Raw genomic sequence first — 25,519 nt, 5'->3', positions numbered from 1 at the left:
GGACTGCCGATGCCAAAGTGTACGCACGCGAAGGTCGATTTCGGGCGCAATGGTCGGCGCGTCATCGAAGCCGATTTCACCGGAGGAGATCTCAGCAGCGACGGTGGCTTGCTGTTGTTGTGTCAGCTCGATGAGCGTCTGGGGTTGAGCCGGGCCACCGCGGCGGCGATCCCCGATCCGCGCGATCCCGAGCGCATCCGCCATGGCCTGCGCGAGATGCTCGCGCAGCGCTTGTACGGCCTGTGCTGCGGCTACGAGGACCTCAACGATCACAAGACACTGCGCGACGATCTTCTGATGCAGACGGCCGTCGGCCGCGATGAGGCCCTGGCCTCGGCGCCGACCTTCAGCCGGCTGGAGAACCGGGCCACCCGTGCACAGGCCGTGGCGCTGCATGGCGTGCTGCTGGACCAATTCGTGCTTAGTCACGCCAAGGCGCCCGAGGAGTTGGTGCTCGACATCGACGCCTCGGACGTGCCGTTGCACGGCCAGCAGGAGCTGTCGCAATTCCACGCCTACTACGACCATCACTGCTACCTGCCGCTGTACGTGTTCTGCGGCCAGGCGCTGCTGGCGTGCGTTCTTCGGCCCAGCAAGATCGATGGCGTCAAGCATGCGGCGGCGGTGATCAAGCTGATCGTCACGCGACTGCGCCAGGCCTGGCCGAACACCCGGTTCATCGTGCGCGCGGACTCGGGCTTCTGCCGCCGCCGGCTCCTGCAATGGTGCGAGCGCTCGGACGTGAGCTACATCGTCGGGCTGGCGCGCAATGCGCGGCTGAACGCGGCGGTGGAGGTGGCCGAGGCCTGCCTGGCCGATGCCTACGAGGCCAGCGGATCGAAGCAGCGGCTGATCGGTGAGTTCAGCTATGCGGCCAAGAGCTGGAGCCACGAGCGGCGCGTCATCACGCGGCTGGAGTACGGGGACCAGGGTACCAACCCGCGCTTCGTGGGTAAGCGTGGCCCCAGTACCCTCTGGCGCGACGGCGAGGCAGTCAGCAGGATCGCGTGATCCTGCGCACCTGGGACGGTGTGCATCAAGACTTGGCAATGCACATCATGGCCGACACGAAGATCTCGACCCGCCGGCGTCGCCGCGCCCACAGCATCGCGTTCAAGCGTGAGTTGGTCGCACGCAGCCTTGAGCCTGGCGTATCGGTGTCGGCCATTGCGCTGGAGGCCGGCATCAACGCCAACCTGTTGTTCGCCTGGCGGCGCGCGCACCTGCGTTTGGCCGTCCCAGCCGTCACCTGCCGAGCATCGAGCGCGGGTGAGCGCACGGCCGTGTTGCTGCCCGTGGAGGTCGTTGCGCCGGGCGCGGCTTCCGCGGCCACCTCATCTTCCCCGACTGCCCCGCGCCCCGCGGCCGCCCCCTCGACCTCCGGCAGCATTGAGATCGAGGTCGGCGCTGCCCGCATCCGTCTGCGCGGTGCCATCGACCCGGCCAGCCTGCGCTGCGTGTTCGAGCTGCTGGGCTCGCGATGATCGGCGTGCCGACGAACACCCGGGTGTGGATCGCAGCCGGGCACACCGACATGAGGAAGGGCTTCGATGGTCTGGCCGCACTCGTGCAGACCGCACTGGCCGCCAACCCCTTCTGCGGCCACGTCTTCGTCTTCCGTGGCCGCCGCGGCGACATCCTCAAGGTGCTGTGGTTCGACGGCCAGGGCCTCGTGTTGCTGTCCAAGCGCCTGGAGCGTGGCCGCTTCGTCTGGCCCCAGGCCACCTCCGGAAGCGTGTCGCTGACGCCGGCGCAGCTGTCCATGCTGCTGGAGGGCATCGACTGGCGCATGCCCGCACGAACGTACACGCCCGAACTGGCCGCCTGAGCGCGCGGCCGAGTACTGTATGAACTGACCTCGGGGAACCCCCGGGTGCGCAGGGCCTGCGCCACTGGGCACAGTGAACCCATGCCGCAAGACGCCGCGCCACCCCCACCGCCTGAGGACAGCGCCGAGGCGCTGCGCCTTGTGGTGCAGGCGCGCGACGCTGAGATCCACATGCTCAAGCTGCTGGTGCAGAAACTGAAGCTGCAGGTCGCTCGGCGCAACCGCATGCTGTTCGGCAGCGCCAGCGAGCGCTTCACCGAGGGCGTTAAGAGCGCGCAAGGCACCCTGCTGGAAGGTGAAGTACTGGATGGACATCTTGCTGGACGTGCGCAAGGGCGAGCCACTTCGGCCCCCGTGTCGCCGGCGGCCAACAGTTCTGCGGCGGACCGCAGCCTGCCGGCTCACCTGCCGCGCGAGGCGCACATCCACCGACCGGAGACCACCGAGGCCCATCGCGATGCCGCAGGTCAGGCCTGTGGTTGCGCCGAGTGCGGCGGCCGGCTGCGCGAGATCGGGCGGGACGTCGCCGAGCAACTGGAGTACGTGCCCGGGCGCGAGCTGCCACTCGATGATCGAGCGCGCCCAGGTGACATCCTGTTGGTACTTGCCGTCCAGCACGTTGTAGTTGACCTCGCGCGTGCGCGGGTCGATCGACACCGCGCCGACGACGGCATTGGCTGCGTCGCGCAGCAGGGGCGTTCCCCAGTAGGGCTGGTCGACGCGTTCGTGCTGGCGTTCGACGGCCAGCGTGTGGCCGAGGTCCGATGTGAGGGCCGCGCGCCACGACCCCGAAAGCTGCCAGCTCTTGCGGTCGTCGCCCATCGCCGGGTGCGTGCCCTGGGTGGCGTTCACGTCGGCGCGCAGCACGTGGCCGTCGCCCGGGCCAGCGCCGAAGCCGCGCTGCACGCTGGCGGCGAGCTGCCGCTGCGTGCCTGCCATGGCCCGGCCATAGGTCTCGTCGCCTCGCACATCCGCGATCTTGGTGATGACGTTGATCGTGCCGCCGACGGCACCGCTGCCGTGCAGGAAGCTCGAGGGGCCGCCGATGGCTTCCACGCGGTCGACGATCCAGGCATCCACGGGCCGCGCCGCGATGGCGTCGTACTGGACCGTGATGCCGTTGTACAGCTGGGACAGGCTCGCGGCGCCGAAGCCGCGATAGAAGGCCGAGCCCGAGGCACCGGGCTGGCTGGAGAACGTGACGCCGGGCACGGCCTTGTACACGTCCTGGGTGTTGAGCGCCCCCATGGCGTCGATGGCCTCGCGGTCGATGACGGCCACGCTGGCAGGGGTCTCGCGAAGGGTGACTGGCAGGCGCGAGGAGGTGGTGGGCCGCGCGTCGAGTTTGGGCGAAGCGGTGCCGGTGATCTCGACGCGCTGCAGTGTGCGTTCGGGCGAGGCAGCCGGGTCGGCGCCGTCGCGCTCGGGTGAGGAAGCCGATGTCTGGGCGATGGTCGGTGCGGCCGACAGCGCGAGCGTGGCGATCGCGCCGAGGCAGATGGCGATGCGGGGGTAGCGAGTGGACATGGTGTCGTGGTCCTGGATGCGATGCGTGCCGGGGCCGGGTGCGAGGCGACTGCTGCGCTCGCGCGGGCCCTCGGAGGAACGGCTCGGCACACGCGAAACGACGAAGGACACGTCGTTCGGCGTTGTCGGCGTCGAAACCGCTGGCAGGGGCGATGTCGTAAGGACGTCGCGGCGTCAGGACCATGTGGGCGGGCCGCGCGGAGCGGCCGCGGTGAGCGGGCGGGCTTGGGCCACGCGGGCGTCGAGAGGCGGGAGGGCGAAGCTGCGCAGCGAGACCGGAAGTGGGCGCGCACCGGCCGCGGGAGGCGGTGCCGGCATGGGCACGCCGGTGCCGCAATAGGGGCAGACGTCGCCGGCGATCATCCAGCCGCCGCGCGAGCCCGAAGACGCAGCGGCATCTGCGGCGCCACTGCGCGACGACGCCGACACGATGCGCATGCCCTGCGGCGTGCACACCTCCACCCAGTCGCCACCGGACAGCGTCGCCGCGATGACGAAGCGGGACAGCGACGGCGCGAAGGTCGACGCGACGAGCGCCAGCAGGGCCAGCCAGCGTGCCCAGCGGCGGCGGCAGGAGGCGAGCCTCATGGCGGGAACGGCGATCCCAGGAGTTCGGAACGCTCGCCTGATGACTCACGCGTTATCTGATGCACGACGCTCCGATCGCGCCATGTGCGGCGCGTACAGGCAGTATGCGATCGACGCCGATCAATCCCGCCACGCTTCCCGAGTGCGCCGACGTGTCGATGCAGTCGGTTTCTCGGACCTGGGCTCGCGGCAGCGTTCGTTGGACCATGACGACTCCCTCCTCGTGCGGTTCTCTTGACCTTCATCGCTCAATGTCGATGCGGGCTGGCTTCTCGCGGCACCTGGACCCAGACCGTGACCTCCCGCTCTCCGGCCTTCTGGAAATGCAAGGTCATCGGAAGGCGGTCGCCGTACTTCAGCGGCTGCTTCAGATCGATCAGCCTCAGGTGGTGCTCGCCGCTATGGCGCAGCCGCACCTCGGCCTTGTGCGGCAGGTCGATGCCGTCGACGGCGCGCATGCGCATCACCTGCCGGGCATCGACGACGCTGCGGTGGATCTCCACCGCGCGCGCCACCGGCGTGCTGGCGCCGACGAGGCGGTCAGGCTCCTCGCCCGTGTTGCGGATGGCGCGCAGGTAGGCGGCGCCGTTGGCGGCACCGGCCGGCGCCGACGTGGCACAGGGGTGGTCGATGCGCAGCGGCCCGAGCTTGAAGTCATGTGCCGCCGACGGCAACGCGAAAGCGGCGAGCAGCGCTGCCGCCAGACTGGACAAGGCCTGGCGCCGCAAGCCGTTCGAACGGTTCATGGGTTCTCCTTCGACAGGCGGGCGATGTCGGCGGCCACCGATGCGGCGCTTTGCTCGTGCTTCACCGCCAGGCGCAGCCGGCCCTTGGGATCGAACAGGTAGCTCGTGACCGTGTGGTCCATCGTGTAGCTGCCGCCGGTAGACACCTTGCGGTAGAAGACCTTGAAGGCCTGCGCGGTGGCCGCGGTGGTGGCCAGGTCGGCGTGCAGCCCGATGAAGCTCGGGTGCAAGGCGCGGGGGTACTCGCGCAGCACGGCCGGCGTGTCGCGTTCGGGATCGACGGTGACGACGATGACCTGCAGCCGCGCAGCCTGCGGTCCCAGGTGCCGCATCGCGTCGGTCGCGCGGTCCAGCGCCGTGGGGCACACGTCGGGGCATTGCTTGAAGCCGAAGAACAGCAGCACGCAGCGGCCTCGGAAGTCCACGAGCTGCACGCTGCGGCCGTCGGCATCCAGCAAGCGGAAGTCGCGGCCCCAGTCGGCGCCCGTGATGTCGATCGACTGGAACGCCCGGTCGTCGGGCTGTCGGTCGCAGGCGGCCAGGGCGAACGCCGCCGCCAACGCCAATGCGCCGCGGCGGCTCACCGAGGTGAAGCGATGACGGCCGAGCGCGCACGCCATGTCAGCGTTGCTCCCAGGGCGCCTGGGTTTCGACACGCTCTGCCCAGGCCGGCAGCGGGTCGGGCGCGGACGTAGCCGGCGCCGGGGTCTGCGTGACCGGAATCAGTGGCGCTTCGGCCTTCTGCGCCACGGCGGCCAGCGCGTCCGGTGCAGGCATCGATGGCCCGGCAAAGCCCCCGCCCACCGACCATGCGATGGCGTAGATCATCGCCAAGGCCCCCAGGTGAAGTGCCACGAAGATGCGGACGCGGCGACGCTGGTCAGCGCCGAGCGGTTCGGCAGCGGAGTCGGCATCGGACCTCACAGGTCTTCTCCCGAAAGCGGCATGGCGGACTCGCGGGAGGCCGGCTGCGGCTCATGGCATGGCGCCAGCTGAGCGCCACCTGCTCCCACGGGCACAAGTTGCATCGGCACCGCCTGGCCGCCATGCGTCAGGCTCGCGAGCGTCACGGCTTGCGCCACCCGTATCGACGGGTTGATCTGGCCGGTGACTACCTGCCAGCCGGACCAAGCGACCCATGCTGCCAGGCCGAGCGCAGCCCCGATGTTGAGGTGCGTCATGACCCGCATGACGCGTTCGAGGAAGTTCACGGAGTTCTCCTGCAGCCGGGCGCCTGCGAAGCGAGTGCCCGGCGATCGACGGGTGCGAAGGCCGGTCAGTTCGACCGGCGCCTCGCAGCGTTCAGGCGATCAGGAGAACAGCGGGGGCGCGCGCGGCTGCGCACTCGCCCAGGCGTGCAGGGTGCGCGGTGCGGCCAAGAAGGCCTGGGGGACTTCGTGGGCCAGTCGCAGCGGCAGATGCGCCGCGATGGCCGCAGGCGGCATACCCAGCGCGGGCGTGTTGAGCGAGCAATAGGGGCAGTGCTCGAACGGGTGCGCCGAGCCTGGCGCACGCTCGGAGCCGTCATCGCCAGCCCGAATCCACTTGGAACCCTGGGTCGTGCAGATCTCGATCCACGATGCCCCCATGGACGATCCCAAGGCGTACGTCACCGATGGCGCGAGCGAGCCCAGTAGCATCGCCAGCACAGCGATCCAGCTGGTGAACCGGGCGTGGACACGGAATGCGCGCATCGGAATGCATTGTAGTCGTCGGCCTGCGCACGGCTGACACCCGAACAAGTTGAGGACTGCCCCCACCAGCGGCGGCCAGACCTGCAACCACCCAACGATGTTCCGGTGCCATCGCCGGCAGTCACTGTTCGGATCGGTGCTTGGGAATCGCATCGAGTACTGCTGCTCGAGCGGGCCGGCGTCAGCTAACTTGAGCGTTCGTGAGCGGCTGACGCTCGATGTCAGGAAGCCAACTCTGTCACAAAGGGTATGATGATTCGCGTTGGTGCTCGTCGAGGTGTTCAGCCAAGACAGTTCAACGGGAATCAGGGGGAGGCCGATTCACCACGAATCGATCTCCAACCTGAGCTGCCCCCGCAACGGTAAGCGGACGGCAAGCCACCATGGCTTGCCGGCTCGTGACAACAGGCCACTGGGAGCGCATCGCCGGTCAGGACCCGGGCGATGGCACCTGGGAAGGCGTCACGGGTAGTCTCCGTCAGCCCGGATACCGGCCAACGAGGTGGCGCACGGCCCTGGGTCGTGCGCTGTGAGGCGCAGGACTGCGGGGAAGCGGTCGAGCGCGACTGGTCTGTTTCCTCGTCATGACTTCACTGTCTTCCGGCCACGCGCTGCGCGCCGTCGCTGCCTGCGCAACCCTTGCCCTTTCCCCCATCGCCATGGCCCAGTCGGCGCCGCCGGCCGCGCTCCAGAAGGTGGTCATCACCGCCAGTCGGACGCCGCAGCCGCTGTCCACGGTGCTGGCCGACCTGACCGTCATCGACCGCGACGAGATCGCGCGCGCGGGCGTCACCGGCGTGGCCGACCTGCTGGCGCGCCAGCCGGGGGTCGAGTTCGCGCGCAACGGCGGCCCGGGTACGTCGACCAGCGTGTTCATCCGCGGCAGCGAAACGCGCCATACGGCCGTCTACATCGACGGGGTTCGGGTGGACTCGCAATCCACAGGCGGTGCGGTGTGGGAGCAGATCCCGCTCGACCAGATCGACCGCATCGAGATCCTGCGCGGCCCTGCGGCCGCCATCTACGGCTCGGACGCCGTCGCCGGCGTGGTCCAGCTGTTCACCAAGCGCGGCCAGGGGCCGGCGCGCCCGACGGCCTCGCTCACCGTGGGTTCGTACCACACGGCGCAGGGCCAGGTCGGCGTGAGCGGCTCGGACGACGCGCTGAACTACTCGCTGTCGGCAGCACATGGCCGCAGCGACGGCTTCGACGCCAAGAAGCCTGGCGCCTCCGGCCACAACCCCGACAAGGACGGCTGGGAGCGCAGTTCGGTGCAGGGCCGCGTGGGCTACCAGATCAACGCCGACCATCGCGTAGATGCGTCGCTGCTCGCCAGCAACCTCAAGTCGGGCTACGACGGCTCGGCCACGACCGACGACGAGAACCGTCACACGCTGCGCAGCGGGAACCTGGCGTGGCAGGGCCGCTGGAACGCCGACGCGACGACCCGCCTGCAAGTCGGTCAGACCAAGAGCACCTACGAGACCCAGCCGAGCTTCTACCGGACCGAGACGACGCTGAGCGACTACACGCTGCTGCACGAGCAGAAGGTCGGCACCAACGTCTTGACCGGCACGCTGGAGCGCCGGGAGGACAAGCTCTTCAACCCGGCCACGGCCTTCGGTGCCGCCTTCGGTGGCAAGCGCCACCAGGACGCCATCGGCCTGGGCTGGCGCGGCGACTTCGGCGGCCACGGCCTGCAGGCGCACGTGCGCCGCGACAACGTCAGCGAGTTCGGCGGCAAGAGCACCGGCAGCCTGGCCTGGGGCTGGAAGTTCCTGCCCGATTGGCGCGTGAGCGCTGCGGCGGCCACCTCCTTCCGCGTGCCCACCCTGTTCCAGCGGTTCAGCGAGTACGGCGTGCCCAGCCTGGTGCCCGAATCCGGGCGCAATGTGGAACTGGGCCTGCGCTGGGCTGCGGCCGGCGGCGAAGCCAGCGTGACGGCATGGCGCAACAAGGTCAGCAACCTGATCGTGTTCGGCGCGCCCGGCCCCTGCGTCAACAGCTTCGGTTGCTACGAAAACGTCGGCCGAGCCGAGTTGCAAGGCGTGACGCTGGCGGGTCGAACCACGCTGGCCGGCGTCACGCTGCGCGGCTCGCTCGACTGGCATGACCCGCGCAATGCCATCACGGACAAGGTGATGCAGCGTCGTGCCAAGCGCCTGGCGACCTTCGGCGCCGAGACCGTGCTGGCCGGGTGGACGGTGGGCACCGAGGTGCAGGCCGCCGGTCAGCGCTACGAGAACGCATCCAACACGCAGGTGCTGGGCGGCTATGGTCTCGTCAACCTGTACGCCAGCACGCAGCTGACCAAGGGCTTGTCGCTCGAGGCGCGCATCGACAACCTCGGCGACAAAACGTACGAGCTGGCACGCAACTACGCAACAGCCGGCCGCAACGGCCAGGTGTCGCTGCGCTGGTCGCTGTGAACAGCCGAAGCACCGCCTCGTGCAGATTGCTGTGTGAGTCGTCGCCATGGCCATCACGCTGCTGATCGCTGCCCCGGCCTCCGGTCAGGGCAAGACCACGGTGGCGGCCGCACTGGCGCGTCTCCATGCGAGGCAGGGTCGGCGCGTGTGCTGCTTCAAGTGCGGACCCGACTTCCTCGATCCGATGTGGCTGGAGGCGGCGAGTGGTCGCCCGGTCGACTCGCTGGACCTGTGGATCAACGGACCCGATGACTGTGCGAGGAGGCTTGCCGCGGCGAGCCGCGAGGCCGACCTTGTCGTCATTGAAGGGGTGATGGGGCTCTTCGACGGCGATCCGAGCGCGGCGGACCTGGCCCAGCGCTTCGACATTCCCGTCGTGGCCGTGATCGATGCCGGCGCGATGGCCGGCACCTTTGCGGCGCTGGCCCACGGCCTGCGCCATTGGCGACCCGCGCTCCCCTGGGCGGGCGTCTTCGCCAACCGGGTGGGCAGCGCACGGCACGCCGACATGTTGCGGGACGCGCTGGACCCGGCAAGGGAGGACGACGGCGGCCCTTGGCTGGGTCACCTGGCGCGCAACGACGCGATCGTCCTGCCCGAACGCCACCTGGGCCTGACGATGCCGGCAGAAGGCGGCGACACCCTGGCGCGGCTTGACGCAGCGGCGGACGCGCTGGCGAATCAGCCGCTCGGTCGCGACCTGGCAGAGTGGCCGCGCTGGCCACTGCGTGGCGTATGCGACGCCAACGCCGAAACGCTCTCGCAAACCCTCGCAGATTCGACGGCCCGGACCGGCACGCACCATCGTCCCCTCGCAGGGCGACGCGTCGCCGTCGCACGCGACGCTGCCTTTGCGTTCATTTACCCGGCCAACCTCGAGACGATGCGCGACCTGGGTGCGCAGTTGCTGTTCTTCTCGCCCTTGGCTGGCGACCCCCTCCCGGTCTGCGACGCCGTGTGGCTGCCTGGTGGCTACCCTGAGTTGCATGCAGCCCGGCTGTCGGAGCTGGTGGGCTTGCGCGCGCAGATCGCCGCGCATGTTCAGGCCGGCAAGCCACTGTGGGCGGAGTGCGGTGGGCTGATGGCGCTGGCCGAGCGCCTCGTCGATGCGGCCGGCCGATCGCACGCTTTGTGGGGCCTGCTGCCGGGCACGGCCGTGATGGGCCGCCGGCTGGCGGCGCTAGGCCCCCACGCATTGGCGATCGAATCGGGCACCCCGGAGGATGTGCCGCCGCTGCGCGGCCACAGCTTCCACTGGTCGCGGTTCGAGACGCCGCTGGGACCAGCCGCGTCCACCACGCCGCAGCGCCGGTCAACGGCCGCAGGCGAAGGCGAAGGCGAAGCGGTCTACGAGCAGGGTTCTCTGCGGGCCAGCTGGTTCCACCCGTGGTTCCCTTCGTCTCCAGCCGCCGCGGCCCGCCTGTTCGATCACAGGCCCGTCTTCGCGGCGCCCGGTTCACCATCCAGGCCATGAATCCCTCACGACACGAACTCATCCTCGGCGGCGCCAAGAGCGGCAAGTCGCGCACCGCCGAAGCCCGCGCGTCCCGCTGGCTGGCCGAGGGCGACGACCGGCGCGCCACCCTCGTGGCCACGGCGCTGCCCGGCGCCGTCACCGGCGATGCCGAGATGGACCAGCGCATCGCGCGGCACCGTGCCGACCGGGCCGCACGCGTTCCCCGATTGCAGACCATCGAGGCAGCCGACGATCTGGGCAGCACGCTGCAGCGGCTGGCCGACCCGCGGCAGCTCATCGTGGTGGACTGCCTGACCCTGTGGCTCACCCAACTGCTGATGCCCCCCGCCGGCCGCGTCCCCTCGCCTGCGCTCTGGCACCACGAGCGCGTGGCCCTGCTGGCGGCCCTGCGCGACAGCCCCACTCCCGTGGTGCTGGTGTCCAACGAGATCGGCCTGGGCGTGCTGCCGTTGTCGCGCGAGGCGCGCGACTTCGTCGACACGCTGGGCCTGCTCCACCAGGCCGTCGCCGGCCTGTGTGGGCGGGTGACCCTGATGGTGGCCGGCTGCGAACTCACCGTGAAGGACGCACCTTGATCCGCTTCCGACCAACGGCACCGCCCCTCCCCGTCTGGGCCAGCCCGCCGCGCTTCGCGCGCCGGCCCGCGCAGCCACGGTGGATCCTGTGCGCACGGTGGCTGCTGGCGGTCGCGTGTGTGTGGCTCGTGCCTACATGGGCGGCCGCGCAGCCGATCCAGGTCCGGGACGACCGCGGGACCGAGCACCGCCTGAGCGCGCCACCGCAGCGCATCGTGAGCATGCTGCCTTCGCTCACCGAGACGGCCTGGGTGCTGGGGGTGGGTTCCCGCCTGGTCGGCGTGGACCGCTATTCGAACTGGCCGGCCGAGATCGCCAAGCTGCCGCATCTGGGCGGGCTGGACGATGCGCAGATCGAAGCGATCGCCGCCCTCAAGCCCGACCTCATCCTGGCGTCCACGTCGTCGCGTGCGATGGAGCGGCTGGAAGCGCTGGGCTTCACCGTCGTGCGCCTCAAGTCGGAGAGCCATGCCGACGTGCGCCGCACCCTGGACCTCGTCGCGCGGCTGCTGGGCAACCCGGACGAAGGCGCCCGCGTCTGGGCCGGGCTGATGCGCGAGATCGATGCCGCCGCCACGCGTGTGCCCGGCGCACTGCGCGGCCAGCGCGTCTACTTTGAGATCGGCGGCGGTCCCTATGCCGCCGGCACCACGTCGTTCATCGGCGAGACGCTGGCGCGACTGGGCATGGGCAACATCGTGCCGCCGGAGCTCGGGCCGTTCCCGAAGCTCAACCCCGAGTTCGTCGTGCGCGCGAAGCCCGATCTCATCATGGGCGTGCAGCGCGAGCAGGCGGCCCTGGTGGCCCGCCCGGGCTGGAATGCCCTGCCGGCCGTGCGCGACCGGCGGCTCTGCGGCTTCGAGACGCCGCAGTACGAGATGCTGATCCGGCCCGGCCCGCGCATGGGCGAAGCCGCCGGCCTGCTGGCGGACTGTCTGGCACGCCTGGGGTCGGCAAACAGCCGATGAGCACCTCCGAATGAGCACCCTACTCAGCGGTACAGACACGCAAGCTCTCGATGCCGGCGCGACGGTCGACGCTGCTGCGCGCCGCCGGCTCGCGGCCTGGATCGTGCTGGCCGTGGTGGCGGGCCTGGCCTGCGGCCTGGCCACGGGCTCGGCGGGCTTCTCTCCGCTAGCCTTCTGGACGGATCTCAACGGTGCCGACGCCGGCCTGCTGATCGGGCAGATCCGCGCCCCCCGCACGTTGGGTGCGGCGCTGGTGGGTGCGCTGCTGGGTCTGGCAGGGGCCATCGCGCAGGGCGTCTTCCGCAACCCGCTGGCCGACCCCTACCTGCTGGGCAGCGCGGCCGGCGCCGGACTGGGCGTCGTGCTGGTGCTCGCGGCGGCTGCGCTCGGTGGCGCCACCATCAGCCTGGCCACCGTGGCCTGGATCGAGCGCGTCGGCCTCGTCACGGCCGCCTTCGTCGGTGCGTTGGTGGGGGTCACGCTGACGCTGTCGCTGGCACGCGGCGCCGCACACACCTTGCGCCTGCTGCTCGCCGGCGTGGTGATCGGCGTGCTGCTGGGCGCCGTCAGCGACCTAATCACCGTCGTCTCGCCCGATGCGCTGCGCGGCAAGCAGGCCTTCATGCTGGGCAGCACGAGCTTTCTCGGCTGGAACGCGCTGGCGCTGATGCTGACCGGCCTGGGCCTGCTGCTGCTGCTGGCGCGCCGCCACGCGCGGGCACTGGACGCCCTGACGCTGGGCGAGGACAGCGCCACGAGCCTCGGCCTGCACCTGGGGCGGGTGCGGCTCGCCCTGGTGCTGATGCTCAGCTTCGGCACGGCGCTGGCGGTGTCGCAGGCCGGCCTCGTGGCCTTCGTCGGCCTGGTGGCGCCGCACCTCGTCAGGCGCCATGCGCCGGGCACGCATGCCTGGCTGCTGGTGGCCAGCGCCGGCATGGGCGGCGCCGTGCTGCTGTGGGCCGACGTGATCTCGCGCTCGCTGATCGCCCCGGAGGAACTGCCGGTGGGCGTGGTGACGGCCGTGCTCGGCGGCGGCTACCTGGTGTGGCTGCTCAAGCAGAGGACGAGCACATGACTCCCACGCTGCGCATGCAGGACGTGACCGTCCGCCTGGGTCGGCGCGATGCGCTGCAGCGGGTGAGCCTGGAGGTCGGGGTCGGCTGGACGGCGCTCGTCGGTCCGAATGGTGCCGGCAAGTCGACGCTGCTGCGCGCCCTCGCGGGCCTGCAGCCCGTCGCCTCGGGGCAGGTCACCATTCGCACGAACGAGCCCGGGCCGCCCATGGACGTGCACCGGACGGCACCCGCCGACCGGGCACGCCTGCTGGCCTGGCTGGCGCAGCAGGGCGACGTCACCGGCGAGCTCACCGTGCGGGAGACGGTCGAGCTCGGCCGCATCGCCCGCCTCGGCCTGCTCGGCACGCCGGGCGCTGCCGACCGCACGGCGGTCGACCATGCGATGGCGCTCACCGAGTGCATGCCGTGGCAGCACCGCCGGCTGCACGAGTTGTCCGGCGGCGAGCGCCAGCGCGTGCTGTTGGCACGCGTGCTGGCCACGGAGGCGCCGATGCTGCTGCTGGACGAGCCCACGACCCACCTCGATGCCCCGCACCAGGTGGCGCTGGCGCGTCTGTTCCGCAGTCTGGCCCACGCCCCCGCGGCGCCGCGCGCCGTGCTCAGCGTGCTGCACGACCTGCCGATCGCGCTGCAGGCCGATCGCCTGCTGGTGCTGGATGCCGGCGCGCTGCAGGCCGATGGCCCACCCACCGACCCGGCGGTGCAGGCCGCGCTCGTGCGGGTCTTCGGCGGGGCCATCCGGATCGAGTCCGATGCCCACGGACGCCCGCGCGTGGCGCTGGCCCTGGACCTGGGCTGACCGCATCGCAAACCCGCCGAGAACCCGAATCATGGACATCGTCGCACCCCCCACCGCGCCCAGCCCCAAGGCCGAAGGCGAACGCCGCGGCCTGATCCTCGTGCACACCGGCCACGGCAAAGGCAAGAGCACGGCGGCCTTCGGCCTGGCGCTGCGCGCCCACGGCCGTGGCAAGCCGGTGAAGATCTACCAGTTCATGAAGGTGCCGTCGGCCCGCTTCGGCGAGCACCGCATGTTCGAGCAGCTGGGCATCCCGATCGAGGGCCTGGGCGACGGCTTCAGCTGGAAGAGCCGCGACCTCGAGCACAGCGCGCAGCTGGCCCGCGACGGCTGGACGCGCGCCGAGGCGACCATCCGTGCCGGCGAACACTTCCTCGTCGTGCTCGACGAGATCACCTACCCGCTGCGCTACGGCTGGCAGCCGCTGGAGCCCGTGCTGGCCTGCCTGCGCGAGCGGCCCGCGCATGTGCACGTGGTGCTCACGGGCCGCGACGCACCGCGGGAGCTGATCGACCTGGCCGACACCGTGACCGAGATGGCGCTCGTGAAGCACCACCACCAGCAAGGCGTGCCGGCCCAGCGCGGCATCGAGGATTGACGGACTCGGCGCGCACCTGGCGCTCAATCGACGTTCAGCGACGAAAGGACCCGCCATGGAACTGATGCAACTCGTGTACCGCAGCCTGGCCGACCCCCTGTCGCACTGGAAGGCGATGATGGTCGGGCAGGCCACGCTGAACGATGTGATGCTGCAGATCCAGCGGCGCCGCTTCGGCACCCCCGAGGAGCGCGCCGCAGGACACGCAGCCGCCACAAAGCTCAGATGACCGACTGGACACACGCGAGCGGCGCCTTGCTGCTGGCATGGATGGCAGACCGGCTCTTCGGTGAGCCGCGCTCCGCCTGGCATCCGGTGGCGTGGTTCGGTCGGATCGCTGCGCCGATGGGGCTTCGCGCTCGAGCTTGGGCGCCGCGGGCAGCGTTCGCAGCCGGCACGGTGTTCTGGTTGGCGCTGGTCGGATCGGTCGCCGCAGCGGCCTTCGCCGTCGAGCAAGCCTTGTCCTCGGTTCCCGCGGGGGCGGCCATTCCGCTCCTGACCCTGGTGCTGAAGCCGACCTTTGCATGGCGGATGCTGGAGGACGAGGTGCGCGCCGTCGACATGGCCCTCGGGCGGGGCCTGGACGAGGGTCGCGCCCAGGTGGCACGCCTGTGCAGTCGCGACGTCAACCAGCTCGACGGGAGTGGCGTGCGCGAGACCGCCATCGAGACGCTGGCCGAGAACTTCAACGATTCGCTGGTCGCACCGCTGTTCTGGTTCATCGTCGCCGGCCTGCCAGGGGCCTGGGCGTGGCGCGCCGCGAACACGCTCGATTCGATGTGGGGCTACCGCGGCCGCTGGGAATGGGCCGGCAAGTGGGCGGCACGTGCCGACGATGTCCTGGGTTACGTACCTGCGCGTCTGTCGGCGGCGCTGCTGTGGCGGCCGGCCGGGTGCATGAGCTGGCTGGCCAGCATCACCCATCTCGCGCGCGAGGCACACCAGACGCCGTCGCCCAACGGTGGCTGGCCGATGGCGGCGATGGCACTGCGCATCGGGGCCCGGCTCGGCAAGCCCGGCGTCTACACGCTCAATGCACGAGCGCCGAGGCCGGATGCCGCATCCATCGCCAGCGCCCTGGTCGTGGCAGGACAGGCCGCTCGCCGGGCGGTCGGCTGCACGTTGATGCTGCTGGCGGCGACGGGGCTGATGAAGGCAGCGCCGTGGTGAGCCATCCCGCGACGAGCCACACGTCACCACACGCCCAACAGCGCGTGCATGGCGGCGCCGATGCCCGTGGTGCCGCGCGCTGGGATTTCTCCACCTGTGCCAACGCGGCGGGCCCGTGCCCGACGGCGCTGGCCGCCGTGCAGGCGGCGGATGCCACGCGCTATCCGGACCCCGCTGCCAGGGCCGTCCGGCAAGCCCTGGCAGCGCTGCATGGCGTCGAGCCCGAACGCATCCTGCTGGCGGCCAGCGCCAGCGAGTTCATCCAGCGCATCACCGCCGTCACCGGCCGGCTGTGGCCCGGTGCCGTGCAGGTGCCCCGGTGGGCCTACGGTGACTACGCGGTGGCCGCCGCCGCGTGGGGGCGCGCCTGCCATGTCGAAGGCGAGCAAGGTGCCGAGGGTGCGTCGGGGGAGGAGCGCGTAGGCAGCGCCTGCCGTAGGCAGCCTTGCACGCTGCGCTGGTACGCCGATCCGACGAGTCCGATGGGCCTGGATGGCGACCCGCCCGATGTGGATGCCCGCCGCTTTCCGGCCGTACTCGATGCGGTGTATGCGCCGCTGCGGCTGCAGGGAACGTCGGCGTGGACGGCATCCGGGCGCGATGCAGTGTTCGTCCTGCACAGCCCGAACAAGGCACTGGGGCTGACCGGCGTGCGCGGCGCCTACGCCGTGGCCCCAGCCCATGACAGCGGGGACGGCGTGGCGGGCTACGACGTGACCGCCTGCCGCAAGGCCCTGCAGGCCGCTGCACCCTCCTGGCCGCTGTCGGCCCACGCCGATGCGATGCTGCGGGCCTGGGCGCTGCCCGAGACGCAGGCCTGGGTGGCGGACTCGCATGCCGTGCTCGCCGGCTGGAAGTCGGATCTGCTGCGGCGCCTGTCCGCCCGCGGCTTCGAGGTGCGGGCCAGCGTGACCCCCTACGCGGTCGTGCGCCCGAGGATCTGGGTCGAGCCGGCGCTGCTGCGCGAGCACGAGGTGGGCGTGCGCGATACGTCGTCGTTCGGCCTGCCCGGCTGGTGGCGCGTCTCGGTGCAGGCGCCGGCGGCCCAGGATGCGTTCATGCACGCGCTCGATCTGGCGGAGAGACGACCGGGATGAAGACAGCCTTGATGGTCTGGGGTGCGAGCAGCGGGGCGGGAAAAAGCCTGCTGGCCACCGCGCTGTGCCGCTGGGCTGCGCGCGAGGGCCTGGACGTGGCGCCGTTCAAGGCCCAGAACATGAGCAACAACGCGCGTGTCGTGCCGTTGTCCATGCCCCCGGACGCGAACAGGTCGGCGTCGGGACTCGAAGGCGAATGCGGCGAGATCGGCTCGGCCCAGTACTTCCAGGCCCTGGCTGCACGCGCGATGCCGCACGTGGACATGAACCCCGTGCTGCTCAAGCCCGAGCGCGACACCGCCAGCCAGGTGGTCGTGCAGGGCCGCGTCGATGCCGCGCTGTCGCGCATGCCCTGGAGGGAACGCAGCGCCCGGCTCGCGTCCGCTGCGCGAGCGAGCTTCGAGCGCCTGACCGCCCGGCATGAGGTGCTGGTGATCGAGGGGGCCGGATCGCCCGCGGAGATCAACCTCGCGCCGCAGGACTACGTCAACCTGGGCACGGCACGCTGGGCAAGCGAGATCTCCACCCTGCGCGCGCTGCTGGTGGTCGACATCGACCGCGGCGGCGCCTTCGCCCACCTGCACGGCACCTGGGCTCTGCTGCCCGACGACCTGCGCGGGAGCGTCACCGGCTTCGTGCTCAACAAGTTCCGCGGCGACGCCACGCTGCTGGCGCCGGGGCCGCAACGGCTGCAGGCCCTGACCGGCGTGCCGATGCTGGGCGTGCTGCCGATGCTCCGCGACCATGGCCTGCCGGAGGAAGACGGGCTGTACGGCACGGCGAGCGGCGCGTCCGGAGGCCCGCGCGTGGCCATCGTCGCCTGGCCGCACCTCAGCAACCTCGACGAGTTCCAGCCGCTGGCGGCCGTGGCCTCGGTGCGCTGGGTGCGCACGGTCGGCGAGCTCGACGGCGCCGACTGGATCGTGCTGCCCGGCTCCAAGCAGGTCAGCGGTGACCTGGTCTGGCTGCAGGCGCAAGGCCTGGGCAGGGCGATCGTGCAGCATGCGCGCGCCGGGCGGCCCGTGCTGGGCATCTGTGGCGGACTGCAGGCGCTGGGCACCTTACTCGGCGACCCCGACGGCGTGGACGGCGAAGCCCATGGCCCCCTGCCGGGCCTGGGTCTGCTGCCGCTGGCCACGCACTACGCGGCACCCAAGCGGCTGCGCGCGGCGCCGGTGCAGTTCGCGGAGCTCGCTCGGGCTGTCGCCCCCTGGAACGCGCTCTCATCGCAGCGCTGGCCCGCCTACGAGATCCGCTGCGGGCGCACGCAACCCGTGGACGGCGCTGCCCTCGCCGCCACGCCGGCCCTGCACGATGCCGACGGCCAGCCGATCGGCTGGTCGGCCGCCGGCGACCCGGCGCAGCCGCACCGGCACAACGTGCTCGGCATCGCCACCCATGGGCTGTTCGAGGACGCTGCGGTGCTGCGCGCTCTCTTCGGCCAGCAGGTCCGCACACTGGACGCCAGCTTCGATGGCCTGGCCGACTTCATCGACACCCACCTCGGCGCGGCCACGCTGCGCGCGCTGTTCCACTGCTGAGCCATGAATACTGACCTCGAAACGACACTGCCGCTGCCAACCGGTGATCGCGACGCACTGCGCCTGCGCGTGCAGTCGCAACTCGATGCCAAGACCAAGCCGCTGGGCGCCCTGGGCCGGCTCGAATCGCTGACGGTGCAGCTCGCGGTCGCGCTCGGTACCGACCAACCCGCGCTGCACGCGCCACAGATGGTGGTGTTCGCCGCTGACCACGGCATGGCCGCGCGCGGCGTGTCGGCCTATCCGGCCGAGGTGACGAGGCAGATGGTGCTGAACTTTCTGGCCGGGGGCGCGGCCGTCTCCGTGCTCGCACGGCAGCACGGTCTTGCCTTGACGGTGGCCGACTGCGGCGTCGCCGCCGAGTTCGAGCCGCATCCGATGCTGGCCCGGCTGAAGGTGCCCGGCGCCGAGCGTGGCACCGCCGATGCCAGCCGAGGCCCGGCGATGAGCGACACGCAATGCCGCACGGCCATCGCGCAGGGCCGGCGCCTCGTCGCGGGGCTGCCCGGCAACGTGCTGCTGCTGGGCGAGATGGGCATTGCCAACACCTCGGCAGCGGCCCTGCTGATGGTCCGCCTGACCGGCGAACCGCTGGGGGCCTGCACCGGGCGCGGGACCGGCCTGGACGATGCGGGGCTCGCCGCCAAGCGCGCGGTGCTGGCCGAGGCGCTGGCGGCCAACGCCCAGGCCACGCACCCGCTGCAGGCCCTGGCCGCGCTCGGCGGCCTGGAGATCGCCACCATGGTCGGGGCGGTGCAGCAGGCAGCGGCCAGCGGGCGCGTGGTCGTGGTCGACGGCTTCATCACGACGGCCGCGGTGGCGGTCGCGGCGGCATTGCAGCCGGCGGTGCTCGCACATTGCGTCTTCGCGCACTGCTCGCAGGAGACCGGGCACAGCCGCTGGCTGAAGCACCTGGGCGTGCAGGCTCTGCTGGACCTGGACCTGCGGCTCGGAGAGGGCTCGGGCGCCGCGCTGGCGTGGCCACTGCTCGAATCCGCCTGCCGCGTGCTGGCGGAGATGGCGAGCTTCGCCTCGGCCGGGGTCAGCCAGCGCACGTCATGACGATGATGGTGCGCGAACTGCGCCTGTTCCTGCTGGCGCTGCAGTTCCTGACGCGCGTGCCGGTGCCGGCGTGGGTCGGTTTCGACGCCGATCTGATGCGCCGCGCCGTGCGGCACTTTCCGCTGGTGGGTGCGCTCGTCGGGACGGTCGGGGCCGGCGTCCTGCTGGCTACCCGTCACCTGTGGTCACCGGCGGTGGCCGCCGCGCTGGCGGTCGTGTCCACCGTGTGGCTGACCGTGGCCCTCCACGAGGACGGCCTGGTAGACACCTGCGACGCGCTGCTGGGCGCCGCCTCGCGCGAGAAGGCGTTGGCGATCATGAAGGACTCGCGTATCGGCACCTATGGCGCCGCGGCGCTGGGGCTGGTGCTGCTGCTGCGCGTGCTGCTGGCGGCGGCATTGCTGTCCCAGGGTGTATTGGCTGCCGCGGCCGCGCTCGTCGCCAGCCACGCCGCAGGACGTGCGCTGGCCGTCGCGCTGATGGGCACGCTGCCCTACGCGGGCGAGCAAGCCCAGGCCAAGACCCCTGCGTTGACCCGGGACGCGAGCGCCGCTGATGTCGGGTGGGCCGTGGCCACCGGCGCCCTGCTGCTGGGCGGTGTCGCGGCCCTGCAGCCGGCGCCGTGGCTGTCGGGCGGCATCGCCGTGGTCCTGATCCTGCTGCTCTTCAGCGGCATGCGCGCCGTGCTGCAGCGCCGGCTGCAGGGCTACACGGGCGACACCCTGGGCGCGGCGGAACAGCTTGGCGAAGTGGCGGTGTTGCTGGCGATGGCGGCGTGGCCTCGATGACCGCCAGCCTGCTGCTGGCCTGGCGCCATCCGCGGGCCGAGGGTGCCGAAGGTCGCTGCATCGGGCGTACCGACCTGCCGGTCGATCGTCGCCGCGCCAAGCGGCTGGCCCACCGCATCCGGGCGGCAGCTCGCCGGCGCGGGCTGCCCCGCATCGTCGTCACATCGCCCTTGCAGCGCAGCGTGGTCGTCGGACGCATCCTGGCCCGCTGGGGATGGGTTCACCGGCTGGATGTCGCCCTGGGCGAACTCGACTTCGGCCGATGGGACGGGCTGCGCTGGAACGATGTGCCACGCGCGGAGTTCGATGCCTGGTGCGCCGCGTTCGGGTCACATGCGCCGGGCGGGGGTGAGTCCGTGGACGCACTCCTGCTGCGCGTGCGCGCGTTCGATCCGGGTTCCGCACGCATCCTCGTCACCCATGGCGGATGGCTGTCGGCGGCCGCATGGCTGCAGCACGGATCCGGAGCTCCCCTCAGCGACCGCTGGCCCCCGGCGCCGAAGCATGCGACTTGCAACGAGGTGCCCCTGCCCTGGCCGCTGCGGTGACAGACCCGACGCAAGCGTTCACGCTCCCGAGCGAAGCGCGGGACTTCTCCGAGTGGCACCGCGGGCGACCACGCTTCTCGGTGTGGGCCATTGCGGTCGATCACGTCGAGGTCGAGCAGCGGCTCGAACATGTCCGTGCCGCGCTCGAGCCGCTGCTGCTGCCCGGCTACGCGCGTCAAGCGCACGTCACGGTGCACATCTGTGGGTTCGTGGCAGACGAATGGCGTCAACCCGACGACTTCACCCCGCATCAACTGCAGCGGCAGGTCGAAGCGATGCAGGCGCTGCGGCTCGAACCGTTCCGGCTGCGCATTGCCGGGGCGTTCAGCTTCTCGTCGGCGGCCTGCCTTGCAGTGCACGACGACTGCGGCAGCCTGGCACGCCTGCGCGATGCCTGCCGCAGCAGCGCGCCCTCGTTCGACGCCACACCGTTCGTGCCCCACGTCACAGCCGGCTTGTATGCCGGTGCATGGCCGATGGCCGAGATCGAACGGCGGCTGCAGCCGCTGGCATCCCTGCCGGCGATCGATCTGGAAGTCGGCGTACTCGATTGGATGAGCTTCGACAGCCGCCACATCGGCGAGACATTGCGCACGGATCGGCAACTCACCCTAGCGCCACGCACAGCGGCCCACGAGACGCGCACAATCTGACCACCGCCCAAGGGGATGCAGCGTGAGCGTCACGCCGGACCGAGCCGTTCCTTCGCGAGCATCGCGCCACGCGCCAGCGCTCGCTCCGCGGACGGGTGCGAACCGTCACCTTTTGCACCGAAGTCAAGTGGACCCCTTCAGCGGCGACCTCGTCGTCCTGAGCCAGCTGAACCCGGGCTATTGCCGGTGTGGCCGAATGGCGTTCGTCACCCGCCAGACATGCCGGCGTCCGACGCTGCGACACGATGAGGTGGCGCCGATATCGGTGATCGCAGCATGGATGGAGCGGTTGACGGGCGTTGTGCGGCCGTTTCCGGCCGACAGGCACCGCCAGCAGGCACACGACGAGTTGTTCCTGGAGTCGGTCCACGCATGGTGTGCCGAACTTGGACTGGGCACCCCTGGCCCGCATCGGGTGACCGACAGTCTGCCGTTACCGGCGAGCTTCAGCGCAGCTTCGTTGTCGACGATCGAGCGGGCCGGCGCAGAGCCTCGCCCTGCCACCGGTGTCCGATCTGCAGCGACGAGCCGCCGCAGTCACAGCCCGTACTGGTCGACCGACGACGCGACGACCATCTACCGGGCGTTGGCACGCCACATCAGGCGGCATGTGGCTCGGGGCACCGAGGCTCACGCGATCGACTTCATGCTGAATCCCGATCCCCTGCAGATGGGCGCCAGGATGTGCGACCAGCACGGGGCACTGGTGGCGTTCGCCGACCTGTTGTTCACCGAGTGCATGGAGGCCCATGCCGGCCTGCGGCGATGGCCCTATCGTGATCCGCGGACCGGTGCGAACCGAGCAGTCCGGGACGGGCTGGTCCAAGGCGCCCTCGACGGCGGAAATGCGTGGCCACCCGAGTCGCGGGCCGCATGGTTGGCCTGGGTGCGCAGGCAAGCGGCCTGCTCTGCGATCACGCACGCTTGGCGACGAGCACAGAGGCTCGCCATCCACGCGGCCGCGACCGGCTTCGCCGACTGGAACGCGGCGATCGAGCAGTACGGCCCTGCTGGAGGCTCCTCTTCAGCCTACATTGACCAGCTCAAGCCGAGCGGAACGGCCCTGTGGTTCAGCGCCCCGCCGCCGTACCAGGTGACCTGGGCGGCAGCGGTCGTCGGCGAACACCTGCGCTTCGTCAGCGCGCCCGCGACATCAAGGATCGACTGGACGCTGCCGCGCGCGAGCAAGGCCGAGCGGCGGGCCACCTGGTCCGCGGCCCAACAGCAAAGGGCGGCGAATCTGCTCGTATCTTGCAGCGGCCCGTGCCTCACCTGGTCGGCGCACGGCGGCTGGGGCGTGTGCGCATCGGCAAAACCAGAGATCGCGCCGCCCAAGCGCCACCGGCTGCTGGGCGTCGCCGGCACGCCGCGGTTCTGGGTCTTCCCGTGGGAGGGCGGCTTCGCGGCCAGGGCCTGCGAGGTCAGGATCCAAGGCTTCGGTGCCACGGCTCGTGAGGCCGTCGACGCACTGAGAGCGGCCGTTCGGCAGCACCGCAAGCAGTTCCCACAGGAACATCCCAGGCCAACCAAGCTGACGTCCAACCCGTTGCCGCTGCGTCCGGATTCTCATCCGGGGTACGAGGCGCAGGTCAGTCTGGAACTGCAGGCCCACGGCTTCTGGAAGCGGGCCTGGATGTTCGGCAACCTCGCCCGCGAGCACTTGGCATCCGGCCAGCGCTCGCGACGCTGACGAACCTGATGCGCCGGCTGAAGCCGATGAAGCGCAGCGACGAACGCCCGCCACCCGACGTTGGCGACGTTGCTGTGCCGAGTGAATCGGCGTAGTGTGGAAAGTTGAGCGCCGCGGTCCCCGGGCCAAGCATCAAACTTGGTTGCAGGGTGGCATCAACATTGGTTGCATGAGCGGCGACGTTGCCCCTCAGATAATTAGCATCGCGAAATGACGTCCTGATAAGTCCACTTGGCAGGACGTGGCTTAACGTGGCACGGCGGAGGCCGATCACCCAGGACACCGCGCCGCGCTTATCGCTTCGAGATCGATCACCGCATCCGCCATCGCCGTCAACTCCGGTGTCTGCGACACGAAGAACTCTCGCGCGTAGCCACCCAGTTCCAGCACTCGCCGCTTCATCGCCATGAACATGCGCTTGCGCTCCGGGTCCAGCGGTCCATCGGTCTCGTCGGAGAACAGGGTGTCGTAGCGCCGCCCGGTGTTCTGCGCCAGGTACAGCGCCACGGCCCGCACAAGGCACTCGTTGATCCAGACCCTCTCGCCGCCGCTCATCGCCGTGACGCTCTTGTCCTCGCCCGACTCTGCGTCGCAGACGCGGATGTCGAAGCCCTCGCGCTGCTCGCCCTTGGCCGTCTCCTGCAAGGTCTCGATGGCCACGGTGAAGCGCGGGCCATAACAGGCCAGCAGCAGGTCGTTCACCAGGCCGGACAAGGTCGGCCCTGCATCGTCGATGGCCAGCGCGATCAGGCCATCGTTGCCCATGCAGCGGGCGAACAGCAGCCAGTTGGCGAGTTCCTGCTCCACCCGTGCCGTGCGGGCCACGGCTGCGTCGCGCCTCCGGCCATGCTCCTCCATCTGGGCCGACAGCGCGGCAAGCGCCTGCGCGTCGCGGACAGCGACCAGATACGAGCGCTCCGCCTCGTCCAGGACACCCTGCCAGCGCTCCACCTGGGCTCGGGCCTGTGCGAGCAGCGCGGCGTCCAGCGGCGACGGCAGCGCGTCGATCGCCGTCTGGATTCGCTCGATGGCCGTCTGTGTCTGAGTTTCCAGCAACGAGACACGCTCGGCAACGCGCATCCGGCTGGCGATGATCTGCTGGCGCTCGGCCGCTTCGGAGTCGGTGTCGATCGCGATGTCCGCCCCGGCCGACGGGTCTGGAGCGGAGGAAAGAGCGGCGAGTTCGTCCTCCGCTTCGACAAGACCCGCGCGCGCCTGGCCCATCTCCGCCCTGCGCGCCGCCAAGGCGGCATAGGCCGTCTGACGGGCCAGGGCTCGCCTCGACTGGCACTCGGCCCGGCTCAGGCTCTTCGGTGCGCCGACGTCGAGGCTCACCGCCTCTTGCAGGGCTTGCAGTTCAAGCCGAAGACTGTCCCGCTCCACAGCGAGTTGACGGATGCGCTGCTGGGCGCTTGGCGCCAGCGCGGCCGCTTCGCGTGCGTCCGACAGCAGGGTGCATTGCCCCTGCATGGTCATGCCGCTGCAGGGCACCCGGTCGCTCAGGGCCAGGCGGCGACTCAGGTCCTCCGCCTGGAGCGCCGCCTGCCCCGCCTCGCGCTCGAGCGATGCCAACCGCTGCCCGAGTCCTGCGACAGCATCGCGACGACGCGCAAGGTCCTGGACGGCATCGCGAAGCGACTGCACGCGGTCCTCGCGACGACGCGCCACCTCTGTAGCCAGCGGCAGACGGCGTCCGGCTCGGGCCACCACGGCCCAGTCCGCCAGCACCCGTTGCAGGGAATGGATGCGGCCCTCCAGTCGTTCGCGCTGCGCCATGGCCTGCGCGACACGCTGCGCCACACCGCTGTCGAGCCGTGCGAGCCGATCCGTTGCCTCCCGATCCTGCGCGCGCAGGTCCTGCAGGGTGCGATCACCCACGGCACGGGCGCCGGCCAGTTCCTCCATCAACTGCGCTCGCCGGCTCTCGACAGCCTTCGCCTGCTCCTGCAGGGCCATCAATGACACCTCGTGCGTTCGCGCAGTCTCCAGTTGTTCGTGGGCTGCCTGCCGGCTGGCTTGCGCCGCCTTGACCCTCTCGTCCGCGCCCAGCCATCGACGAGCGTCTTCCTCCGACCGCCGGCGCTCGGCATCGAACGCGGCTCCCTCGGCGCGCAACGCCGCCAGCGCCGCCTTCAGCTGCCGCGCCGTCTCGCCCGCCTTCTGACCGAGCGCTCGGATGTCCTCCTGCCCCAGCAGATCGGCCAGCAGGGCCTTGATCTCGCCATTGCGGTAGGTGCTGAGCTGCCGCTTCCCTTGTGCCGAGAAGACCGATGTGAAGAAGGTGTCCGCCGGCCCGCAGATGGCCTCTACGCATCGCGCATAGGTCTCGACCTTGCCATCGGAGACGGTGCCGTCGGGCAGTGCGGCCGGAGACCACGTGCCGGCGTCATCCAGCGTCAGCAGATAGGCCTCGGTCCTGCGACGGCTTGCGGTGCGGCCGTTCATGCGGATGACCACCTGCGAGCGGTAGCAGCGCCCGGCGTGGGCCCAGTGCAGGTCCTTCTCGTTCTCGGGCAGACAGACCTGGTCGTAGTACGAGAAACCGCCCGGCCCGGCCTGCGCCGCCCGCGACGGCATGGTCAGGTAGGGATGTTAGGTTGCATTCGCGAGTGTCAACAGAGTTGGCTCGCTCGACGCCACGACCTACAGTTGTTCATGCCCGAGG

General features: G+C 70.7%; 25 protein-coding genes, 3 pseudogenes and 1 riboswitch. Of the genes and pseudogenes, 20 read left to right on the top strand and 8 right to left on the bottom strand.

Annotated elements, in window-relative coordinates; translation table 11 throughout:
* Positions 1-9: 9 nt before the first annotated feature.
* The 4 genes and pseudogenes from HQN59_RS16645 to HQN59_RS27035 all read left to right on the top strand — a co-directional run.
* Positions 10-951: pseudogene (locus tag HQN59_RS16645) on the top strand (IS1380 family transposase); the annotation flags it as partial.
* A 98-nt stretch (positions 952-1,049) separates the two neighbouring features.
* Positions 1,050-1,484, top strand: a complete 435-nt coding sequence (gene tnpA, locus HQN59_RS27040; RefSeq protein ID WP_425342743.1) for an IS66-like element accessory protein TnpA — start codon at positions 1,050-1,052, stop codon at positions 1,482-1,484.
* Positions 1,481-1,828 (top strand): IS66 family insertion sequence element accessory protein TnpB, encoded by a 348-nt coding sequence (gene tnpB, locus HQN59_RS16635; protein ID WP_176070255.1) that lies wholly within the window; start codon positions 1,481-1,483, stop codon positions 1,826-1,828. Before tnpA ends, tnpB begins: the two co-directional genes overlap by 4 nt.
* An 81-nt stretch (positions 1,829-1,909) precedes the next feature.
* Positions 1,910-2,185: pseudogene (locus HQN59_RS27035) on the top strand (hypothetical protein); the annotation flags it as partial.
* Positions 2,186-2,836: 651 nt separating this feature from the next.
* Here the strand turns inward: HQN59_RS27035 and HQN59_RS26550 are convergent.
* From HQN59_RS26550 to HQN59_RS16600, 7 genes and pseudogenes are all read right to left on the bottom strand, one after another.
* Positions 2,837-3,355: pseudogene (locus HQN59_RS26550) on the bottom strand (TonB-dependent receptor plug domain-containing protein); the annotation flags it as partial.
* 174 nt (positions 3,356-3,529) lie between these two features.
* Positions 3,530-3,943 carry a DUF2946 family protein gene (locus HQN59_RS16625; protein WP_176070253.1) on the bottom strand — a complete coding sequence of 138 codons (414 nt, stop codon included), beginning with the start codon at positions 3,941-3,943 and terminating at the stop codon, positions 3,530-3,532.
* A gap of 248 nt (positions 3,944-4,191) precedes the next feature.
* On the bottom strand, positions 4,192-4,689 hold the full coding sequence (locus tag HQN59_RS16620) for a copper chaperone PCu(A)C (RefSeq protein WP_176070252.1): 498 nt from the start codon (positions 4,687-4,689) through the stop codon (positions 4,192-4,194).
* Positions 4,686-5,309, bottom strand: coding sequence for an SCO family protein (locus HQN59_RS16615; protein WP_176070251.1), 624 nt, complete (start codon positions 5,307-5,309; stop codon positions 4,686-4,688). Before HQN59_RS16615 ends, HQN59_RS16620 begins: the two co-directional genes overlap by 4 nt.
* 1 nt (position 5,310) lies before the next feature.
* Positions 5,311-5,523 carry a hypothetical protein gene (locus HQN59_RS16610; protein WP_176070250.1) on the bottom strand — a complete coding sequence of 71 codons (213 nt, stop codon included), beginning with the start codon at positions 5,521-5,523 and terminating at the stop codon, positions 5,311-5,313.
* An 86-nt stretch (positions 5,524-5,609) separates the two neighbouring features.
* Positions 5,610-5,900 (bottom strand): hypothetical protein, encoded by a 291-nt coding sequence (locus HQN59_RS16605; RefSeq protein ID WP_176070249.1) that lies wholly within the window; start codon positions 5,898-5,900, stop codon positions 5,610-5,612.
* Between the two features lie 99 nt (positions 5,901-5,999).
* Positions 6,000-6,383 (bottom strand): DUF2946 domain-containing protein, encoded by a 384-nt coding sequence (locus tag HQN59_RS16600; RefSeq protein WP_176070248.1) that lies wholly within the window; start codon positions 6,381-6,383, stop codon positions 6,000-6,002.
* Positions 6,384-6,629: 246 nt separating this feature from the next.
* Positions 6,630-6,896, top strand: a riboswitch (cobalamin riboswitch).
* Positions 6,897-7,042: 146 nt separating this feature from the next.
* Between HQN59_RS16600 and HQN59_RS16595 the strand changes: the two genes are divergently transcribed.
* The 16 genes from HQN59_RS16595 (at position 7,043) to HQN59_RS16520 (ending at position 22,854) form a co-directional block, all read left to right on the top strand.
* Entirely contained in the window at positions 7,043-8,812 is a 1,770-nt protein-coding gene (locus HQN59_RS16595) for a TonB-dependent receptor domain-containing protein (protein ID WP_246294976.1), read from the top strand.
* Between the two features lie 46 nt (positions 8,813-8,858).
* Positions 8,859-10,286 (top strand): cobyrinic acid a,c-diamide synthase CobB, encoded by a 1,428-nt coding sequence (locus HQN59_RS16590; protein WP_176070246.1) that lies wholly within the window; start codon positions 8,859-8,861, stop codon positions 10,284-10,286.
* Complete coding sequence (locus HQN59_RS16585; protein WP_176070245.1) at positions 10,283-10,864, top strand: bifunctional adenosylcobinamide kinase/adenosylcobinamide-phosphate guanylyltransferase; 582 nt, start codon at positions 10,283-10,285, stop codon at positions 10,862-10,864. The genes HQN59_RS16590 and HQN59_RS16585 overlap by 4 nt, the downstream gene beginning before the upstream one ends.
* Complete coding sequence (locus tag HQN59_RS16580) at positions 10,861-11,832, top strand: ABC transporter substrate-binding protein (RefSeq protein ID WP_342451231.1); 972 nt, start codon at positions 10,861-10,863, stop codon at positions 11,830-11,832. The genes HQN59_RS16585 and HQN59_RS16580 overlap by 4 nt, the downstream gene beginning before the upstream one ends.
* A 10-nt stretch (positions 11,833-11,842) precedes the next feature.
* Entirely contained in the window at positions 11,843-12,907 is a 1,065-nt protein-coding gene (locus HQN59_RS16575; RefSeq protein ID WP_176070244.1) for a FecCD family ABC transporter permease, read from the top strand.
* Complete coding sequence (locus tag HQN59_RS16570; RefSeq protein WP_176070243.1) at positions 12,904-13,707, top strand: ABC transporter ATP-binding protein; 804 nt, start codon at positions 12,904-12,906, stop codon at positions 13,705-13,707. Before HQN59_RS16575 ends, HQN59_RS16570 begins: the two co-directional genes overlap by 4 nt.
* A 31-nt stretch (positions 13,708-13,738) precedes the next feature.
* Positions 13,739-14,305: a cob(I)yrinic acid a,c-diamide adenosyltransferase gene (cobO, locus tag HQN59_RS16565; protein ID WP_176070242.1), complete on the top strand. Its 567-nt coding sequence runs from the start codon at positions 13,739-13,741 to the stop codon at positions 14,303-14,305.
* Positions 14,306-14,360: 55 nt separating this feature from the next.
* Positions 14,361-14,534, top strand: coding sequence for a hypothetical protein (locus HQN59_RS16560; protein ID WP_176070241.1), 174 nt, complete (start codon positions 14,361-14,363; stop codon positions 14,532-14,534).
* Positions 14,531-15,475 (top strand): adenosylcobinamide-phosphate synthase CbiB, encoded by a 945-nt coding sequence (gene cbiB, locus HQN59_RS16555; protein ID WP_176070240.1) that lies wholly within the window; start codon positions 14,531-14,533, stop codon positions 15,473-15,475. Before HQN59_RS16560 ends, cbiB begins: the two co-directional genes overlap by 4 nt.
* Positions 15,472-16,572 carry an aminotransferase class I/II-fold pyridoxal phosphate-dependent enzyme gene (locus HQN59_RS16550; RefSeq protein WP_342451230.1) on the top strand — a complete coding sequence of 367 codons (1,101 nt, stop codon included), beginning with the start codon at positions 15,472-15,474 and terminating at the stop codon, positions 16,570-16,572. Before cbiB ends, HQN59_RS16550 begins: the two co-directional genes overlap by 4 nt.
* The gene (locus HQN59_RS16545; RefSeq protein WP_176070239.1) at positions 16,569-18,113 is read left to right on the top strand and encodes a cobyric acid synthase; all 1,545 of its coding nucleotides are present in this window, start codon (positions 16,569-16,571) and stop codon (positions 18,111-18,113) included. The genes HQN59_RS16550 and HQN59_RS16545 overlap by 4 nt, the downstream gene beginning before the upstream one ends.
* Before the next feature lie 3 nt (positions 18,114-18,116).
* On the top strand, positions 18,117-19,175 hold the full coding sequence (cobT, locus tag HQN59_RS16540) for a nicotinate-nucleotide--dimethylbenzimidazole phosphoribosyltransferase (protein ID WP_176070238.1): 1,059 nt from the start codon (positions 18,117-18,119) through the stop codon (positions 19,173-19,175).
* The gene (cobS, locus tag HQN59_RS16535) at positions 19,172-19,963 is read left to right on the top strand and encodes an adenosylcobinamide-GDP ribazoletransferase (RefSeq protein ID WP_246294975.1); all 792 of its coding nucleotides are present in this window, start codon (positions 19,172-19,174) and stop codon (positions 19,961-19,963) included. Before cobT ends, cobS begins: the two co-directional genes overlap by 4 nt.
* On the top strand, positions 19,960-20,511 hold the full coding sequence (locus tag HQN59_RS16530; RefSeq protein ID WP_176070237.1) for a histidine phosphatase family protein: 552 nt from the start codon (positions 19,960-19,962) through the stop codon (positions 20,509-20,511). Before cobS ends, HQN59_RS16530 begins: the two co-directional genes overlap by 4 nt.
* Positions 20,508-21,164 (top strand): 2'-5' RNA ligase family protein, encoded by a 657-nt coding sequence (locus tag HQN59_RS16525; protein WP_176070236.1) that lies wholly within the window; start codon positions 20,508-20,510, stop codon positions 21,162-21,164. The genes HQN59_RS16530 and HQN59_RS16525 overlap by 4 nt, the downstream gene beginning before the upstream one ends.
* A 127-nt stretch (positions 21,165-21,291) precedes the next feature.
* Positions 21,292-22,854: a hypothetical protein gene (locus HQN59_RS16520; protein ID WP_176070235.1), complete on the top strand. Its 1,563-nt coding sequence runs from the start codon at positions 21,292-21,294 to the stop codon at positions 22,852-22,854.
* A 270-nt stretch (positions 22,855-23,124) separates the two neighbouring features.
* Here the strand turns inward: HQN59_RS16520 and HQN59_RS16515 are convergent, their stop codons facing one another.
* On the bottom strand, positions 23,125-25,431 hold the full coding sequence (locus tag HQN59_RS16515; protein ID WP_176070234.1) for a coiled-coil domain-containing protein: 2,307 nt from the start codon (positions 25,429-25,431) through the stop codon (positions 23,125-23,127).
* Positions 25,432-25,519: the final 88 nt, after the last annotated feature.

Source organism: Rhizobacter koreensis, assembly GCF_013366375.1.
In the GTDB taxonomy this organism is placed as follows: domain Bacteria; phylum Pseudomonadota; class Gammaproteobacteria; order Burkholderiales; family Burkholderiaceae_C; genus Schlegelella_A; species Schlegelella_A koreensis.
Note: the sequence above shows the minus strand (reverse complement) of the source record. Positions and strands in the feature narration are given on the sequence as shown.